The 16,870-nt window shown below is 38.4% G+C and carries 17 protein-coding genes and 1 other RNA gene; 6 read left to right on the top strand and 12 right to left on the bottom strand.

The window, feature by feature from the left end; all coding sequences use genetic code 11:
• Nucleotides 1-20 precede the first annotated feature (20 nt).
• The 4 genes from AC0IWT_RS04250 (at nucleotide 21) to AC0IWT_RS04235 (ending at nucleotide 3,948) form a co-directional block, all read left to right on the top strand.
• Entirely contained in the window at nucleotides 21-710 is a 690-nt protein-coding gene (locus AC0IWT_RS04250; protein ID WP_056870373.1) for a response regulator transcription factor, read from the top strand.
• Nucleotides 711-828: 118 nt separating this feature from the next.
• Complete coding sequence (locus AC0IWT_RS04245) at nucleotides 829-1,263, top strand: phage tail protein (protein WP_471796127.1); 435 nt, start codon at nucleotides 829-831, stop codon at nucleotides 1,261-1,263.
• Nucleotides 1,264-1,395: 132 nt separating this feature from the next.
• Nucleotides 1,396-2,118, top strand: a complete 723-nt coding sequence (locus AC0IWT_RS04240) for an RluA family pseudouridine synthase (protein ID WP_471796126.1) — start codon at nucleotides 1,396-1,398, stop codon at nucleotides 2,116-2,118.
• 39 nt (nucleotides 2,119-2,157) lie between these two features.
• Nucleotides 2,158-3,948, top strand: a complete 1,791-nt coding sequence (locus AC0IWT_RS04235; protein ID WP_471796125.1) for a chloride channel protein — start codon at nucleotides 2,158-2,160, stop codon at nucleotides 3,946-3,948.
• Nucleotides 3,949-4,003: 55 nt separating this feature from the next.
• On the opposite strand, the gene AC0IWT_RS04230 is transcribed toward AC0IWT_RS04235, so the two are convergent.
• The 10 genes from AC0IWT_RS04230 to AC0IWT_RS04185 all read right to left on the bottom strand — a co-directional run bounded on the left by AC0IWT_RS04230 (nucleotide 4,004) and on the right by AC0IWT_RS04185 (nucleotide 13,099).
• Nucleotides 4,004-5,407 carry a sigma-54-dependent transcriptional regulator gene (locus AC0IWT_RS04230; RefSeq protein WP_056870377.1) on the bottom strand — a complete coding sequence of 468 codons (1,404 nt, stop codon included), beginning with the start codon at nucleotides 5,405-5,407 and terminating at the stop codon, nucleotides 4,004-4,006.
• Nucleotides 5,408-5,643: 236 nt separating this feature from the next.
• An RNA gene (gene rnpB, locus AC0IWT_RS04225) (RNase P RNA component class A) lies at nucleotides 5,644-6,036 on the bottom strand.
• Nucleotides 6,037-6,092: 56 nt separating this feature from the next.
• Nucleotides 6,093-6,515: a c-type cytochrome gene (locus AC0IWT_RS04220; RefSeq protein ID WP_471796124.1), complete on the bottom strand. Its 423-nt coding sequence runs from the start codon at nucleotides 6,513-6,515 to the stop codon at nucleotides 6,093-6,095.
• A 103-nt stretch (nucleotides 6,516-6,618) separates the two neighbouring features.
• On the bottom strand, nucleotides 6,619-7,269 hold the full coding sequence (locus AC0IWT_RS04215; protein ID WP_056870379.1) for an SCO family protein: 651 nt from the start codon (nucleotides 7,267-7,269) through the stop codon (nucleotides 6,619-6,621).
• Between the two features lie 153 nt (nucleotides 7,270-7,422).
• A complete protein-coding gene (locus AC0IWT_RS04210) occupies nucleotides 7,423-7,872 on the bottom strand; it encodes a hypothetical protein (RefSeq protein WP_471796123.1) in 450 nt (149 codons plus the stop codon).
• 11 nt (nucleotides 7,873-7,883) lie between these two features.
• Nucleotides 7,884-8,861 (bottom strand): transporter, encoded by a 978-nt coding sequence (locus AC0IWT_RS04205; protein WP_471796122.1) that lies wholly within the window; start codon nucleotides 8,859-8,861, stop codon nucleotides 7,884-7,886.
• On the bottom strand, nucleotides 8,824-9,861 hold the full coding sequence (locus AC0IWT_RS04200) for a cytochrome-c peroxidase (RefSeq protein WP_471796121.1): 1,038 nt from the start codon (nucleotides 9,859-9,861) through the stop codon (nucleotides 8,824-8,826). Before AC0IWT_RS04200 ends, AC0IWT_RS04205 begins: the two co-directional genes overlap by 38 nt.
• Nucleotide 9,862: 1 nt before the next feature.
• On the bottom strand, nucleotides 9,863-10,633 hold the full coding sequence (locus AC0IWT_RS04195) for an MbnP family protein (protein WP_471796120.1): 771 nt from the start codon (nucleotides 10,631-10,633) through the stop codon (nucleotides 9,863-9,865).
• 194 nt (nucleotides 10,634-10,827) lie between these two features.
• A complete protein-coding gene (locus tag AC0IWT_RS04190; RefSeq protein WP_471796119.1) occupies nucleotides 10,828-11,199 on the bottom strand; it encodes a hypothetical protein in 372 nt (123 codons plus the stop codon).
• Nucleotides 11,200-11,362: 163 nt separating this feature from the next.
• A complete protein-coding gene (locus AC0IWT_RS04185; protein WP_471796118.1) occupies nucleotides 11,363-13,099 on the bottom strand; it encodes a phospho-sugar mutase in 1,737 nt (578 codons plus the stop codon).
• A 258-nt stretch (nucleotides 13,100-13,357) separates the two neighbouring features.
• Between AC0IWT_RS04185 and AC0IWT_RS04180 the strand changes: the two genes are divergently transcribed.
• A complete protein-coding gene (locus tag AC0IWT_RS04180) occupies nucleotides 13,358-14,671 on the top strand; it encodes an aspartate kinase (RefSeq protein WP_471796117.1) in 1,314 nt (437 codons plus the stop codon).
• A 318-nt stretch (nucleotides 14,672-14,989) separates the two neighbouring features.
• On the top strand, nucleotides 14,990-16,144 hold the full coding sequence (lysA, locus tag AC0IWT_RS04175; protein WP_471796116.1) for a diaminopimelate decarboxylase: 1,155 nt from the start codon (nucleotides 14,990-14,992) through the stop codon (nucleotides 16,142-16,144).
• Nucleotides 16,145-16,221: 77 nt separating this feature from the next.
• On the opposite strand, the gene AC0IWT_RS04170 is transcribed toward lysA, so the two are convergent.
• Nucleotides 16,222-16,434: a hypothetical protein gene (locus AC0IWT_RS04170; protein ID WP_056870388.1), complete on the bottom strand. Its 213-nt coding sequence runs from the start codon at nucleotides 16,432-16,434 to the stop codon at nucleotides 16,222-16,224.
• 48 nt (nucleotides 16,435-16,482) lie between these two features.
• Nucleotides 16,483-16,863, bottom strand: a complete 381-nt coding sequence (locus AC0IWT_RS04165) for an SRPBCC domain-containing protein (protein WP_056870389.1) — start codon at nucleotides 16,861-16,863, stop codon at nucleotides 16,483-16,485.
• Nucleotides 16,864-16,870 lie beyond the last annotated feature (7 nt).

The raw sequence follows: 16,870 nt of genomic DNA, 5'->3' as shown, positions 1-16,870 counted from the left end.
TTCGTAACAAATATTTAACTATGAACAACGCAGGTCAGAAAATATTAATTGTTGATGATGAACCAGACATTCTGGAATTGATTGAATACAACTTAAAGAAGGAAGGTTATCAGGTATTTACGGCATCAAATGGGCAGGAGGGTATAACTGTAGCCAAGAAAGTTCATCCGGATTTAATTATTTTGGATATTATGATGCCTAAAATGGATGGAATTGAGGCTTGCCGACTAATGAGAGCCATTCCTGAGTTTAAAAATACCTTTATGGTTTTCTTAACTGCAAGGAGCGAGGAGTATTCAGAAATTGCTGGTTTCAATGTTGGCGCTGATGATTATATCGCAAAACCGATTAAGCCTCGTGCCTTGGTTAGCCGCATCAACGCCATTTTGCGCAGAAATAGCGGTACCGAGGAAGTCTCTGAAAATAAATTAGAAATTGGCGATTTAGTTATTGACCGTGAAGCATATTTAGTTTTTCAGGGTGGTAATAAGGTCGTTTTAGCAAAGAAAGAATTTGAGTTGCTTTACCTTTTGGCTTCAAAACCAGGAAAAGTTTATACCCGCGAATCTATCCTTAAAAATATCTGGGAAGATTCAGTTGTGGTTACCAACCGTACAATAGATGTTCACATTCGTAAACTGCGAGAAAAGCTAGGCGAAACTTATGTATCCACAGTAAAAGGTGTTGGTTACAAGTTCGAACTTTCATAGCAAAAAACATTACTTTTCGAACCGCACACTTCCTGATTAATCAGAAAGTATGCGGTTTTTTTGTTGCTTTAAATTTTAGTTATTATATTGTTATTCAATCCCTTAAAAAATAAAATATATGGCGCAAAGTGCTCTTAATCGTTATCACTTTTCTGTTGATTGGGGCGGAACGAGAATTGGTTTCGCGGAAGTATCTGGTTTGAACATCGAAATCGAAGTTGTTTCTGTTCGAGATGGCTCCAGTGCAATAGACAGTGGCCGAAAAGTTCCGGGAATACGTAAGTTTTCAAACATAATTTTAAAACGCGGAATAGTAAAAGGCGATAACGATTTCTTTAATTGGATTAATACAAAATCGAACGGCAATATTGAGCGAAGGGATATTACAGTTAATCTTCTGGATGAAGCTCATGTACCGATTTTTACCTGGAAAGTGAAAAGTGCTTTTCCTATCAACTACATCGGTCCAATTTTAATTTCAGATGATAGTGAAGTTGCGCTCGAAATGCTTGAGCTAACACACGAGGGTTTATCAGTTAGCTCTTTAAAATAATTGGTTTTAGCTTGGCAAGTCGAAATCAAAAATCCGTGATGTTGCATACAACTTTACTTAAATAAAACCTTTCCAGGCTTAGTCGTAAAAAAATAAATCCGTATTTTTGCGCTTCATTAATTACACCACAGTTTGAAGTACCCAAATTTTAAAGACCTCATTCTTTTCGAAGACAACGATTTCATTGTAATCAACAAACCTCCGTTTCTTGCCTCACTTGATGAGCGGGGTGGTTCTGGCGAAACCAACGTTTTACGGTTGGCTAAACAATATAGTGATGATGCACAGGTTTGTCACCGTTTAGATAAGGAAACCTCAGGGGCACTAATTATCGCTAAAAACCCGGAAGGTTACAGGCATGCGTCTATGCAGTTTGAACGCCGAAAGGTTGATAAAACCTATCATGCCGTTGTTGATGGCCACGTTATTTTCGACAAGTTGTTGGTTGATTTACCGATTTTAAATGACGGAAATAAAAGTGTAACCATCGATAGGGCTGAAGGTAAAAGGGCCGAAACCATTTTCGACTCGCTTAAATATTATAAACATTACACGCTGGTTGAGTGCAAACCCATAACCGGCCGCATGCACCAGATTCGCATCCACCTGGCTACACAAAGGGCTGCTATTGTGGGCGATGACATGTATAAAGGAAAGCCGGTATTTCTTTCATCTATTAAAAGAGGTTATAAATTAACAAAGGGAGAAGAGGAGCAGCCAATTATGAAACGGTTTGCGCTACATGCCAGGCACTTAATTTTTAAAGGCTTAGATGATAAGGAAATCATAATAGATGCGCCATATCCGAAAGATTTTGCAACACTAATTAAGCTCTTAGATAAGTTCGACGCCTAAATCTGCAAACCCTAAACCCGGCTTAAAAATCCCGATAATATGTATATCCGATTTGTAAATTACCTTGATAAAATTAACCAGTACAGAAAATCAAAGCTATCAAACCGTAATTTTTTAATCATCCTTGCTGTTATTGTTGGTATTCTTGCTGGTTTGGCTGCCGCAGTTTTAAAAAGTTTAACCCATCATATCGAAGAATTTTTGCAGTCTGACTGGCACTGGAAATATAAATACTACTTGTATTTCATTTTTCCAATGATTGGTATTTTCCTCACAGTTTTATATATTAAATACTTCATCAGAAGGAGCAAGTTTGAGACTGGTTTAACGCCATTGTTGTATTCTATTTCCAAAAAATCGAGTAGGGTAGAAACACATAATATTTATTCGCAAATTATCTCTGCGGCAATTACAGTGGGCTTTGGTGGTTCTACAGGATTAGAGGCGCCAATTGTAACGAGCGGTTCTGCTATTGGCTCAAACCTTGGAAGAGTTTTAGGTTTATCGTATCGGGAGATAACAATGCTGGTTGCTTGTGGAGCAGCTGCAGGAATAGCAGGTGCTTTTAACAGTCCGGTTGCCGGTATTGTCTTCGCCATTGAAATATTGCTTCCCGAATTTACTATACCCGCTTTCATTCCGCTGTTGCTTTCAGCTGCAACAGCCGCTGTAGTTGCCCGGCTGTTTTATACCCAGCAATTGTTTTTTTTGGTTACAGAAGGTTGGAGGGTAGATGCGCTTTTCTACTACGTAATTTTGGGGGTACTAATTGGATTGTTTTCTATCTATTTCACTAAGGCCAACTACGCGGTGAAAGGATTCTTTTATAAAATCAAACATCCTTACAGTAAGGTCGTTATTGGCGGTTTAATGTTGGGTGCGCTGGTTTTTCTGTTCCCAACTTTGTATGGCGAAGGTTACATAACCATTAAGAGTTTGTTGCGGGGAGATTACCTTGCACTGATTAACAACAGCATTTTTTCTGAGTATAACACATTTCCTGCGCTTGTAATCCTTTTTACAGTCGTTACTATTTTCATGAAATCGATTGCCACGCTGGTTACTTTAGGTGCTGGTGGAAATGGTGGAACTTTTGCGCCCAGCTTAATTATGGGCGGGTTAATTGGTTTTATTTTCGCATACGTGGTTAATTTAACAGGAATCGCACAATTAAATGTTTCCAATTTTATCGTAGCTGGCATGGCCGCTGCACTCGGCGCTATTATGCATGCCCCATTAACGGGCATTTTTCTAATTGCGGAAATTACAGGAGGCTATATTTTAATGGTTCCTTTAATGATTACGACTGCAATTTCTTATGCGGTTAACAGAAGTTCTCAGAAGCATTCGATTTATACAAAAGCACTTGCAGATAAAGGCGAGTTGCTTTCGCATGAAGATAAAGACACAACGGTGTTGAGTCAGATGAAGTTAAAATACCTCATTGAAAAGAACTATCCAACGCTTTTTATGGATGATTTAGTTTCATTAAGGATGAACGATATCGTTCAATCTCACAAAAATATCTGTGCTGTTATTGATGAATTGGGAGATTTCAAAGGCGTAATTTACGTTGAAGAAGTGTTTAACGAGATGATGAAGAACGAAAAAAAGGATTCTTTGACCGCATCACATTTAGTTCAGCAAGCGCCGAATACCATCAACGAAAACGATAACTTGAAATTAGTGCTCGAAAAAATGGAGCAGGAAAATGCGTGGATATTACCAGTTATCAACAGCGAAAAGCAATACAAAGGTTTTGTTTCGAAAACGTCCATCTTCAACAAATACAGGGCCTTGCTGATGAGGCAAAATGATTACATGGGTTAATAAAGTTGTAAGTTCTAAGCACAAAAACTTAAAACTTACAACCTGTACATTCAACTTACTCTCTTTTTAAACCGAATTTTTCAATTTTGCTGTATAAGTGACTTCTCTGAATGTCAATTTCATCAGCAGTTTTTGAAACGTTCCAGTTGTTTTTTTCGAGTTTAAATTTAATAAATTCTTTCTCCGCATGGTCTTTGTAATCCTGGAAATTACTAAAACTATCAAAGGATGAAGCCATCCCCGAAACCCCACCAGAACCCGCAATTTGTGTGCTTGTGGCAGCTCCAATATTGGTACCACCACCCGGATTGGCAAATGCACGAACGTCGTTTTCTGTAATAACTTTATCACTCAAAATAATCAAACGCTCAATCATGTTGTGTAATTCACGAACGTTACCGGTCCATGGTAACGCTTGCAGCGCCGCCATAGCATTATCATTTATTTTCTTTACAGGCATGCCGTAGTCATTGCAAATACTTTCCAAAAAGTTCTGTGCAATAACCGGGATATCATCTGTACGCTCCGTTAAGTGAGGAACATGAATATTAATTACATTTAGCCGGTGATATAAATCCATACGGAAATTACCATCTTCAATTTCCTTAAGCAAATCTTTATTTGTTGCAGCAAGAACACGAACATTTACGTCAATTTCCTTTTCGCCCCCTACACGAGAGATTTTATGTTCCTGTAGCGCACGTAAAACTTTTGCCTGGGCAGAAAGACTCATGTCGCCAATTTCATCCAAAAACAAAGTTCCACCGTTAGCAAGTTCGAATTTGCCGATACGTTGTTTAACAGCCGAAGTAAATGATCCTTTTTCATGACCAAACAACTCACTTTCAATCAATTCTGATGGAATTGCAGCACAATTCACTTCAATTAAAGGGCTATCGGCACGGTTCGATTTTTCGTGCAGCCAGCGTGCAACAAGTTCTTTTCCGCTACCATTTGCGCCGGTTATTAAAACTCGTGCCTCAGTAGGTGCCACACGTTCTATAGTTTCCTTAATCTTTGAAATACTCTCAGATTCGCCTAAAATTTCGCGTGTTTTGCTTGCTTTACGCTTTAATACCTTTGTTTCGGTTACTAAGTTACCGCGGTCTAAACCATTGCGAACTGTAATTAACAGCCGGTTTAAATCTGGTGGTTTTGAGATAAAGTCGAAAGCCCCTTTTTTACTCGCTTCGATAGCGGTTTCAACGGTTCCGTGGCCAGAAATCATAATAAATGGCAAATCAGGCTTGATAAGCTGTGCTTGTTCCAGCACTTCCATACCATCCATCTTATTCATTTTAATGTCGCAAAGTACAAGGTCGAAATTGCCTTTTTTAATCATTTCGAGGCCATCGATACCATTATCGATATCTTCAACGTCGTAATTTTCGTATTCCAGGATTTCGCGTAAGGTGCTTCTTATCGCCCGCTCATCATCAATAATTAACAGTTTCGCCATTTGGTAGTTGTTTATTCTAATTGAAATGCGAATATATTATTTTTTACTTAATGTATAGTTTTTTATACAACCATTTGTGGCTAAAATTAGTATTTCGGGCGAAGCTTTAAGTTTTAATAGGAAACGGAAGTCTGGATTTCATCGGTTAAGATAGCCCTGCTGTTCATTGTAGCCCCGATAGAAAAAATCGGGGGCTGCCATTTCCATCAGGTTTAAAAACAGTGTTTTGGAAGGAAAAAAAATGCAGGTCTATAAGCCGGGTTCTGTCGCCTGATTACTCAGGCTTTCTATCATTAATCCACTGTAAACGTCGCCGTTTACCTCTAACGACCTACCCACTAACATCGGACGGGCAGCCCTTATCCTAATAAAATCAGGACGTTAGCCTATTTGGTCTTTCAACTCCCGGGGTTTACAAACATTACAGTCGCCTGCAATGCTCGTGCGCTCTTACCGCACGTTTTCACCCTTTCCCAACTTGCGTCGGGTGGTATATTTTCTGTTGCACTAATCCGTAATACAGGTTTTCATTCCTGCATTCCTTTCCGTTAGAAAGCGGGATGCCCTGCGTTGCCCGGACTTTCCTCTCTCTCGATTTTACTCGAAACAGCGATAGAACAACCTGCATTTTTTGCAAAGATGGTTGTTTTTAGGCACAACTACCTCAAAATATAAATTTTTTATCCTATTTGCAGTTTTGCAGCTGCGAAGCAACCTTAGTGTATGATACAAAACCCTGCTTATTCCCAAACGAGTTTGTGATGAAGACCATCACCTGCGCTACATCAATGTCAGCCAGCTCCGGAAAAGCGGGCATTTTCTCTTTATAAGTTTTTCCGTGGATAACGAATATTTCATTTGCACCGTTTTTAATTATGCAGGCTAACCGATTTTTGTTCGTTTTTAAAAAAACCGAATCAGTTAAAGGAGGCGCAAGCTGGCCTAAGCCTTCACCGTTTTCGCCATGGCAATTTTGGCATTTTGCTTTGTAAATATCTTTGCCGTTCGACATGTAGTTCTGCAAATCAATTGTTTCCTGGTTTTGGCAGGAAACAATTATAGAAATAACGGAAAGAAGAAAAACACAAGATATAATGTATTTGCGCATAATTGTTTAATTAAAGTAGCCGTCATTTCAAACGAACTATTGTAACCAGCAGGTTTTCAAATTAATTTGCTAGCTGCTTTGCTTTCGAGAAAGAAGAAACGTTCTATTTTTTATACTCCGCCAACAAAACCGGAATATCTTTTTTCAACTGCTCAACCTGGTCTTCCTTTGTTCCATCATATGCGCCACGAATTCGCCTGTCTTTATCAACTAAAACCAGGTAGCCTTGGTGGATATAGCCATCTTTCGCCGTGCTGTCTTCACCCACGGCAACGAGGTAGCTTTTTTCTGCGAGAGTGTAAACGCTGTCTTTACTGCCATATAAAAATTGCCACTTAGGTCCGTCTACGCCCAGTTTCTGAGCATATTTTTTTAATGCAGAAGGCTTATCATACTTAAAATCAATGGTATGTGATATAAACATTACATCCGGGTTGTTTTTAAATTCCTTATAAATGGTCATTAAATTCCGATGCATAGTGGGGCAAATTGTAGTGCAGGAAGTGAAGAAAAAATCTGCCACATAGATTTTGCCGTCGGTAATTTTATTGGTGGTTACTACACTATCCTGATTCAGAAATGACCAGTTGGGAATGGTTTGATATACTGTGTCAACTTTTTCGGTACCATCAGCATCTTTAACCGTTTCTGCATGGCGCTCACCATAAAAAGGAAGTTTTTTATCTTGTTGGCAAGAAGAAAGGATGGCAGCCGATAGCACACAACATGCTACCAAAGAAATAATTTTGTTCATGATATTTTTTTAACTTGGTAAATATACAACCTCTGTTTTGTAGGAGGGAATTAATTGTGGTTTTGTTACGCTGATTAAGTTATTCTGCAGACTTGAAAAGACAAACGCAGATTTTTTATTTCTGCGTTTGTCTGTGCCGCCCGCAAAAGGAAATTAATGCTTATGACGCTCCGGTTTCTGGAATGGCTTAACGTTGTAAATTTTCAAAAGTGAATCAGATGTTCTGGTTACCTTGATGTAATTGTCTTCAACTCCTCTGATTTTCACCATCTCAGACTTATAATAAGTCAGCGCTTCCTTTTCATCTTTCCCCTTAAAATCGTCTTTAAAAAAGTGCATCCAATCCATCATGTTTTCGTCAGCTTTATTCAACCCGGTTATCATATCAGCTAATTCTGTTGAATCTTTAGCATTTTTTATTTTTTCAGATTTCAATAGGGAATCCAACGCCATTCTATTTTTAACCACTTTTTCTCCATCAAGCATAAGTTTATCATGTATATTCAGAAGCTCCTTTTTTACGGCGCTTGAATCGGGTTCTGTCTTGCATGCAGAAAAGATAAGAATAATGAGGCAAATGGTTGAGATTATCGATTTTTCCATAATATTCGTTTTTAAAAATTGTAAGTAACACCAAGATAAACCTTTCCGGCGCTCATGGGATGGTCAGTTTCTCCCTCCCAAATGTTTTTTTGGATGCCCGCATTTAACGCCACATTTTTGTAGAAAATGTCTGCACCTAAGCCACCCATTAAATTATTCATCACGTGCTCGCCGGTTTTAACACCCTGGTACTTTTCGCCGCCAGAATATTCATAAAAAAACTGGGCAGAAGGCATCACTTGCACATCTTTACCAATACGTTGTGTATAAAAGACATTTAAAAAACTGGTTGTGCTATTCGCAATTCCCTCTTCTCGACTATTTGTTCCATTTACCTTATATGAAGTATTTAAACTTGCACCGAATTTTCCAAGTCCAACCAGGTAGTTGAGGTAAACGAAACCATCAGTGCTTCCGGTTCCGGCCTGCATAAGAGATGAATACCGGATTCCTGAGTTGTTTTTGAAATCGTTTTTCCCCGTCGGGAGCTTAATTCCCGCACCCGCGATTAATTGCTGTTTGAAATTATCTTCGAGTTTTCGAACAAGATGATAACCCGCATAAACATTTACATCTCCAATTCCTGAAATGGATGAAGTATATCCATTATATCGTTCACTATTTGACACGTAGGGAAGGATCGCATTTATTTCCAATCGGCTAGTAATAAAATATTTCCCTCTAATTTCCATCGAGCGATAGAGTTCGTAATCGTCCGGGTTGCCGGCATGACTGGTAATTGGCGAGTTCTGGCTTCTTGCCGGAATAAAAAACTTCCCGCCGTTAGGAAATAGCGAATGTGATTGTCCATTGTAGCCATTAAATGACCGGTAGCGATATAGTAAACTGATGCTGTTGCGATTATAATAGGGTGTAATGCCCATAAAGCAGCCACAAATATCGCAAGCAAAAACCTGGCTGCTCATGAAAATGAATACGATTGCAACCAGGTTACGACTCGCTATATAATTTGTTTTTGATAAAATCATTGTCTGTAAGTGTTTTTAAAAAAGCTTTAATTTGTTCTCTTTCTGTTGTGCTAAGCTGGATTCCGCCTTTTAGCTTTACATCCAAATTCAATGCTGGTTTAACGCCGGAGTTATAGTGTTCCATCACTTCATCCAGGCTGTAGAACCTGCCATCGTGCATGTACGGACCAGTAAATTCTATATTTCGTAACGTTGGGACACGAAATTTTCCAAAATCGGTGCTCAATCCTGTAATGTGCGACCGGCCTTCGTCTGCGCTTGCTAAGTCTAAGCCGTTGCTGCGATAAGAGAAGTCAGTAAAAAAAGGTTCTGCATGACACGATGAACATTTTTCTTTAAATAAATTGTAACCCGCTAACTCAGCAGACGTGAAAGTTGCTGCACCCTCTTTTCGCATCACTTTATCATATTTCGAATTCGCAGAAACTAAAACTGCGGTGAACTGTGTAATCGACTTAAGAACCAGTTGCGAATTTATTTCTGTTGAGCCAAATGCCTGTTTAAATAAGTCGGGGTAAGGAGCGGTATTTTTCAGGAATGTAATAATGGTTTCGATATCCGTTCCCATCTCACAGGCATCCGTAATTGCATTGAGCGGTGAAATTTCGAGATTTTTCACACCTCCATCCCAAAAAAAAGCTTTTTGCCAGGCCAAATTAAAAAGGGGCGGGGCATTTCTTTTTCCCTGGCAATTATTTACACCATGACTTACCTTATGATCGAGGTTTGCAAATGCAGCAAATTGTTGATGACAGTTTCCGCAGGAAACACTTTTATCTGCCGATAGCCTAGCATCATAAAATAATTTTTTCCCAAGCGCAAAACCTGCATTGGTGAGTTTGTTATCTTCAAAATTGTATGCCGGGGCAGAAAAATTTGATGGAACTGAAAATGTTATTTTTTCCGCTGCCGGAACAATTTCGTCTGCATCCTTGCTGCAGGCATACATCAATGCAATGCTCAGAAAAAGCATTGCAAAGACGGTGATTTTCCTGCGCATATTAATTGTGAATATGATCTAAACGAAACAAGCCCTTCGCATAATTATCTGCAACGATAACCGAATTTGCCCCACCCATAGTAAAATTCAGGGTCGCAAAGCTGATATCGGTTTTACCTGTAAAAAGCGCTGCTGCGTTAACAATAAAGTGCATATCGGGTTTCGAATCAGTTCTTACCCGTAGCGGATTGGCAGGATTAATTTCTGAAGAAAATGTTCTAATCGTATTATTTGGATCGATAACACCACCTATATGAAACGTTAGCGCATTATTTGCGGCTGTAGATTGCGGTGATGTTCCTTCTAACTTCACGAAGATGTATCCACTGTTCCAGGTCCAAAACATACCGTTAACCGGGTCAAGCGCACCGGTTTGTGCACCTGCAAAATTGCGTGCATAATCTACACCAATAGTGTATTCAATTTTGGTATAGTCGCCTGTCGGCACATCGTTAATCGTAATCAGTTTCGATGAACTTTTCGATTCATCAATTAAGAAATAACTTTCGGGCACCAGATAAGCTGTTCCATCCGCTTTGCTTAATTTGATGTTGCTTACATAATATTTAAAAATATTCAATTTAAAATCTTCGCCTTTTGCATTTTTGTAGGTTGCTGTGTTTAAAGCCAAAGCTGCACCATTAACCTGATGCTCAAATTCTATGTTAAAGCTTGATTTTGTTTGCACTGCAACTGTATCATCGCTTTTTTTGCATGATGATAAAAGTATGATTGGGCATAAAAATGCCAGTAAGTATTTAGATATTTTCATTTTTTCGAAAAGTGATAAGTAAAAGATAAAACATTGTCATTCAATATGAAACAATCAAAAAATGGTATTAACCAATTTGAAAATTTCACATTAAAGGCAATTTTTGGTTCGCAACAACAAGATTCTACGCTAAGCTAAGAAAGTCAAATTGCGTGAACCAACGACGCAGGAGCGTCGTATAAAAAATAGTTTACTTAGACCGTTTTCGGTGGATGGAAAATGGATACAGAAAGGTCCTTTACCGGTTTCTCGAAGTAACCGCTTTCTGCTTTAAAAATGAAAAATGGAATTTGATGATTGAGTACGATAGTTTGAAATTTTGGGTCAGCTTCTGTAACCCGCTTTAGGTTTTCCTGAACCTGCTTGTTCCGGCCATCTAATTCTTTCAACTTTTTAGCCAGGAAACATTGCCCGTCGCACTGCAGCTCAGGATGTTCCTTATTTATACAGAACACACTGGTAATGTACTCTTTGTTCATTTTGTAACCAGAATAAACGATAAGCTGCATTGCGCCATTCGAAACGGAGCAGATTACCAAAAGATATATCAGGATTTTTTTGAACATGTATTGCTGCAAAAGTATTAAAGAAATTGGTTGCCGCAAAAGAAAAAATAAATAGAATGATAATGAATATTTTCCAATTGATTAAGCAGATAGAACAATGTTAAAAAAAAAAGCACAGATGGAACTATCCACCTGTGCCTGTAAATTAGCCTTTAGTAAAAATTTAAGCTTGTAAATCAGTCATTACAGCTTTAATTTTTTGGCCTAATTCTTCATTTACTTTAGCAAAATCGGCACGGTTTGCCAACGGTGCATTAACACTGCAGTAAAATTTAATTTTTGGCTCGGTACCACTCGGACGAGCAGAAACGATGCCTCCATCTTCGGTAATAAATTGCAACACATCCGAGGTTGGATAATCTAGTTTGGTTACCTTTCCTGTAGATAAATCAGTTTCCTGCCCCAGTTCATAGTCTTTCAAAATAGAAACTTTTGAGCCGCCCAATGTCGCCGGTGGATTCTCACGGAATTTTACCATCATGGCTTTAATCTCTTCGGCACCAGTTTTACCTTTTTTAGTTAGTGAAACTAAATCTTCTTTATATAAACCGTATTCAACATACATATCTAATAAAGCGTTGTATAAACTTGCACCTTTATCTTTGTAATACGCGGTCATTTCCGAAATAAATGCTGATGATACTACAGCATCCTTATCGCGAACCAAATCGCCTATTAAGTAGCCATAACTTTCTTCGCCACCACCAATAAAATACTTTTTACCCTGTAATTCCGTCATTAACTGACCGATATACTTAAATCCTGTTAAGGTGTTGTAATAGGTTACATTTTTCTTTTTAGCAATTTCTTCAATCAAATTTGAAGTTACAATTGTTTTCACAATGAATTGATTACCATCTAGTTTACCACTTTCCTGCCATGCAGTTAACAGGTAATTAATTAACAAGCTTCCCGTTTGATTTCCATTCAACAACACCCATTCGCCCTCATTATCTTTAACAGCAATACCAACACGGTCAGCATCCGGATCGGTTGCTAAAACCAGATCGGCATCAATTTCTTTAGCTTTATTCATGGCCAAGGTCAAAGCTTCTTTTTCCTCAGGATTTGGGTATACAACCGTTGGAAAATTACCATCCGGTTTACTTTGTTCTTCAACAACCGTTACGTTAGTGAAACCAAATTGCTCCAGCGCTTTTGGAACCAAAGTAATGCCAGTGCCATGGATAGGAGAGTACACAATTTTCAAATCATGTTGTCTCTTAATTGCATCAGGCGAAATCGAAAGCGCCGTAATGCCGTCCAGATAAAGCTTATCAACAGCTTCGCCGATTGTTTCTACATTTGCTTCGACGCGGTCAAATTTCACCTCATCAATACTTTTAATCTTATTAACCTCATCGATAACGAGTTTATCATCAGGAGAGGTAAACTGGCCACCATCAGCACCATAAGCTTTGTAACCATTATATTCTTTAGGATTGTGTGATGCCGTTAACATAACCCCGCTTTTACAACCAAAATGACGCACCGCGAAAGAAAGTTCTGGTGTAGGCCTCAATGCTTCGAAAAAGTAAACATGGATACCGTTTGCAGAAAAAACATCAGCAGTAATTCCTGCGAAATAATCAGAGTTATTTCTACTGTCATGAGCAATGGCAACACTAATTTTTTCTCCGGGATATTTGTTGTTGAGGTAGTTCGCAAGGCCCTGGGTTGCTGTGCCTATGGTGTATTTATTTATACGGTTAGAACCCGCACCCATAATACCACGTAAACCGCCCGTACCAAACTCCAGGCTTTTGTAAAAAGCGTCTGTAAGTTCGGTGGTTGAATTACTATCTACAAGTGCCTGGATTTCTGATTTTGTTTTTTCGTCGTAATTTCCGCTTAACCACTGATTAATCGTGGCTTGGGTTGATTGGTCAATTGATTGCATTGAGGTGTATTTTTAATTTAATATCTGCTGTTGAACAAAATTTACGCAATGAAGTTTGGCGAAATTCGAATTATTTGCATTCTCCCAAATTTTATTTTGTTGAGGATGTTGGTTTTAAGCTGCTTTTGCTTAATTTCACGCCCCGATACAATAATAATGAAAATCCAGTATTAAAGTGAAAGCAGTTTGATTTTTAAATGGCTAAGCCAGCAATAAAATTAAGTGAGCTTAAATATGGACTAAACAATTTACTAATAGATGAAAATATTAAAATTTGGGGGTACTTCAGTAGGTAGTCCCGAGCGCATGACGAAGTTACTGGATATCATAAATCCAGATGAAGAACAAATTGTGGTGTTATCAGCCGTGTCTGGCACTACAAATAGTTTAGTGGAAATTTCTAATTATTTTTTAGCTGGAGATAAGAAGAAGGGCAGCGAGTGCGTTGAAAATTTGTATCAAAAATATAAGGATTTTGTAATTGAACTTTTACCTGCTACTGATTTTCAGGAAATGGGTAATGAAGTTATTGATTATCATTTCAGCTTCTTAGCTGTTTTAACCAATGATATTTTCACTTCAATCGAAGAAAAAGTTGTTTTGGCGCAAGGCGAATTACTATCAACAACATTATATCATATTTACTTAAAATCCATAGGTATAGAATCCGTTTTATTACCGGCCTTACATTTTATGAAAACGGATGAAGATAATGAGCCTGATATTCCGTTTACAACGAAACATTTAACACCATTATTAGAAGCGAATAAAGGAAATAAGTTGTTCATTACCCAAGGGTTTATCTGCCGTAACAGTTTTGGCGAAGTGGATAATCTGCGTCGTGGTGGAAGTGATTATACTGCGTCATTATTGGGCGCAGCTATTCTGGCAGAAGAGGTTCAAATATGGACGGATATTGACGGAATGCACAATAACGACCCTCGAATTGTAAAAGGAACCAAACCAATCGCTCAATTATCTTTTGATGAAGCAGCTGAGCTGGCTTATTTCGGAGCCAAAATTTTGCATCCCCAATCGGTATTTCCGGCACAGAAATATAAAATTCCCGTTCGCTTATTAAATACGATGGAGCCTTCTGCAGCAGGAACGTTGATTACGCACGATAGTGAAAAAGGCAAAATTAAATCGATTGCAGCTAAAGATGGCATTACAGCAATTCGGATTCAATCTAGCCGAATGCTATTGGCTTATGGCTTTTTACGCCGGGTTTTTGAAGTTTTTGAGCGGTATAAAACACCAATAGATATGATTACAACATCTGAAGTTGCGGTTTCGCTAACAATAGATGAAGTTGGCAACCTTCCTAAAATCATTGAAGAATTAGAAAGCTTCGGCACAGTTGAAGTTGATAAAGACCATAGCATTGTGTGTGTAGTCGGCGATTTTGGTTCGGAAAAACATGGTTTCGCAAGCAGGGTTTTAGAGGGTTTGAAACACATTCCAATTCGGATGATTTCTTATGGAGGCAGTAATTATAACGTTTCTCTTTTGATTTTAAGCGAGTACAAAACTGAAGCGCTGAGAAGCCTGCACAACAGATTATTCGAATAGAAAATAAAAGCTGCCAGCAATTACCAGCAAACCAACCAATAAATGAAAAACCAGAACGCTTGCTGGTAATAATTGGTTTTTGTATTTCTTGTAAGAGTTATACAAACCCAAAAGGATTATGGTAACGATAAATACGGCAGCAACAATTTTCATTTGCGAATAAATAAAAGGAACAATACAATAAGCAACAAGACAATGAAAAACCGCACTTTCCCGTTGTATTGTCTCTGGGTGATTCTTCCGTGCTTTAAGTCGAGGTGATTGCCCCAATAAACCAACCCAAAGAATAAAATTAAAATTATAATAAGGAATTTGAACATGTTTGCCGATAAAGATATATCAAAGTTTAATAATATAGAAACGCCTTTTTACTATTACGATACGGATTTGTTGCAGAAAACATTGAGCACTTGTGCCGAAGCTGCTGCACCTTATCAGTTTCATATTCACTATGCCTTGAAAGCAAATTTTAACTCGGTTTTGCTTCAGGAAATTAAAAAAATTGGTTTTGGAGCCGATTGTGTAAGCGCAGGCGAGGTTAGAAGAGCTGTTGAAGTAGGATTCGACAACAAAAAAATCGTTTTTGCCGGCGTTGGCAAATCCGACAAAGAGATAAATGAAGCGCTGGATTTGGATATTTTCTGCTTTAATGTCGAATCTATTCAGGAATTGGAAGTGTTAAATGAGCTTGCAGCAGCCAAGGGTAAGGTTGCACAGGTGGCCATCCGCATAAACCCTAATGTAGATGCGCACACACACCACAACATTACTACAGGCCTTGATGAGAATAAGTTCGGCATCAATTCATGGGATTTGCCAGAATGTGCAGAAACTTTAAAAGGAGCAAAAAACCTTAAATTCATTGGAATCCATTTCCATATTGGTTCGCAAATCACTAACCTCGATGTTTATAAAAACCTGTGTGTTCGTGTGAACGAATTCTGTGCATGGTTCGAAGATAAAGGCTTTGTAGTAGAAGTTTTAAATGTGGGTGGAGGTTTAGGTATCGACTATTACAATCCTGATAATCAAATACCTGACTTCAATGCTTATTTCAAAATCTTTAGTGATTTTCTCGAAATCAAACCTAGTCAGGAAGTTCATTTTGAATTGGGAAGAGCGTTGGTTGGCCAATCTGCTTCATTAATTAGCAGGGCTTTGTACATCAAAAATGGGAAAAAGAAAAATTTCGTTGTTTTGGATGCAGGCATGACGGAGTTAATGCGCCCTGCTTTATACCAGGCTTACCATAAAATTGAAAATTTGACCCGTGGAAATCAAACTGAAATCAAATATGATATTGTTGGGCCAATTTGTGAAAGTACGGATTGTTTTGGCAAGGAAGTAGAACAGCCGGTATCGTTTAGAGGCGATCTGTTCGCGATAAGAAGCGCCGGAGCTTATGGCGAAGTAATGGCATCAAAATACAATTTGCGAGATGCAATTAGATCCGTTTACAGTAATGAGCTTTAGCTAGAATTTAAGTGTTGCAAGGCTCGAAGTAATATTTTAACAAGAATGATTAGCTCGAGCCTCGCAATTTTGTTGACTTACTTCCGCTTGGAAGCAACAAAAACGAAAACACCCGCTACCAAAATTATTCCCCCGGCATAGGGCGGCCAGTTTACAGATTTTTCCTTGTCGGCCGATATTTGAATTGGACCAGCATCAACAACTTTTTCTTTTTTGGTATACGTAAAGCCTGTCCAAACAAGCATTGCGATACCAACAATCATCAAAATTATGCCTACAGTTCTGTTCATGATTTCATTTTCTAGTTAAAATCTAAACAGTAACACACACTTAATGTTTTATTCGTCAAAAAAATCAACCAGTCCGCCAATAAAATATTCTTCAATGCCTTCGGTAAAGTCCTTGTAGTCTGCTTCGGGTATATTGGTTTGTTTAAACTCTAATGACGTCCCTTTTTTATCTTCGTGCAACTTTATAGTAACGATTGAAGGCTCTTCAGTTTCTCCAAAATACCATTGTTGCACAATCTTTTTATTTGGCTCAAACTCGAGATTTTTCCCTACGATGTCACCATCCCAGAAGGAAAATTCTGTGCCAGGTTGCTCCTCAAACTCAACCTCGGCACCAGTCCATAATTTTATGCTAATATCCTTTGTTAGTGCTAAATAAACCTCTTCAGGAGAAGCGGGGATGTAGGTATATTTTTTGTAATCTTTCATTCAGTTT

It is taken from the genome of Pedobacter sp. AC464, from assembly GCF_979253075.1.
This window is presented reverse-complemented; position numbering and strand designations above follow the sequence as displayed.

What these genes read in the sequence shown, in the direction of transcription:
- AC0IWT_RS04210 (WP_471796123.1), bottom strand. Translation starts at nt 7,872, where the DNA reads ATGGAAAAATCGATAATCTCAACCATTTGCCTCATTATTCTTATCTTT.
- AC0IWT_RS04170 (WP_056870388.1), bottom strand. Translation starts at nt 16,434, where the DNA reads ATGAACAGAACTGTAGGCATAATTTTGATGATTGTTGGTATCGCAATG.
- AC0IWT_RS04230 (WP_056870377.1), bottom strand. Translation starts at nt 5,407, where the DNA reads ATGGCGAAACTGTTAATTATTGATGATGAGCGGGCGATAAGAAGCACC.
- AC0IWT_RS04235 (WP_471796125.1), top strand. Translation starts at nt 2,158, where the DNA reads ATGTATATCCGATTTGTAAATTACCTTGATAAAATTAACCAGTACAGA.
- AC0IWT_RS04200 (WP_471796121.1), bottom strand. Translation starts at nt 9,861, where the DNA reads ATGCGCAGGAAAATCACCGTCTTTGCAATGCTTTTTCTGAGCATTGCA.
- AC0IWT_RS04220 (WP_471796124.1), bottom strand. Translation starts at nt 6,515, where the DNA reads ATGCGCAAATACATTATATCTTGTGTTTTTCTTCTTTCCGTTATTTCT.
- AC0IWT_RS04165 (WP_056870389.1), bottom strand. Translation starts at nt 16,863, where the DNA reads ATGAAAGATTACAAAAAATATACCTACATCCCCGCTTCTCCTGAAGAG.
- AC0IWT_RS04250 (WP_056870373.1), top strand. Translation starts at nt 21, where the DNA reads ATGAACAACGCAGGTCAGAAAATATTAATTGTTGATGATGAACCAGAC.
- AC0IWT_RS04195 (WP_471796120.1), bottom strand. Translation starts at nt 10,633, where the DNA reads ATGAAAATATCTAAATACTTACTGGCATTTTTATGCCCAATCATACTT.
- AC0IWT_RS04180 (WP_471796117.1), top strand. Translation starts at nt 13,358, where the DNA reads ATGAAAATATTAAAATTTGGGGGTACTTCAGTAGGTAGTCCCGAGCGC.
- AC0IWT_RS04185 (WP_471796118.1), bottom strand. Translation starts at nt 13,099, where the DNA reads ATGCAATCAATTGACCAATCAACCCAAGCCACGATTAATCAGTGGTTA.
- AC0IWT_RS04245 (WP_471796127.1), top strand. Translation starts at nt 829, where the DNA reads ATGGCGCAAAGTGCTCTTAATCGTTATCACTTTTCTGTTGATTGGGGC.
- AC0IWT_RS04190 (WP_471796119.1), bottom strand. Translation starts at nt 11,199, where the DNA reads ATGTTCAAAAAAATCCTGATATATCTTTTGGTAATCTGCTCCGTTTCG.
- AC0IWT_RS04205 (WP_471796122.1), bottom strand. Translation starts at nt 8,861, where the DNA reads ATGATTTTATCAAAAACAAATTATATAGCGAGTCGTAACCTGGTTGCA.
- lysA (WP_471796116.1), top strand. Translation starts at nt 14,990, where the DNA reads ATGTTTGCCGATAAAGATATATCAAAGTTTAATAATATAGAAACGCCT.
- AC0IWT_RS04215 (WP_056870379.1), bottom strand. Translation starts at nt 7,269, where the DNA reads ATGAACAAAATTATTTCTTTGGTAGCATGTTGTGTGCTATCGGCTGCC.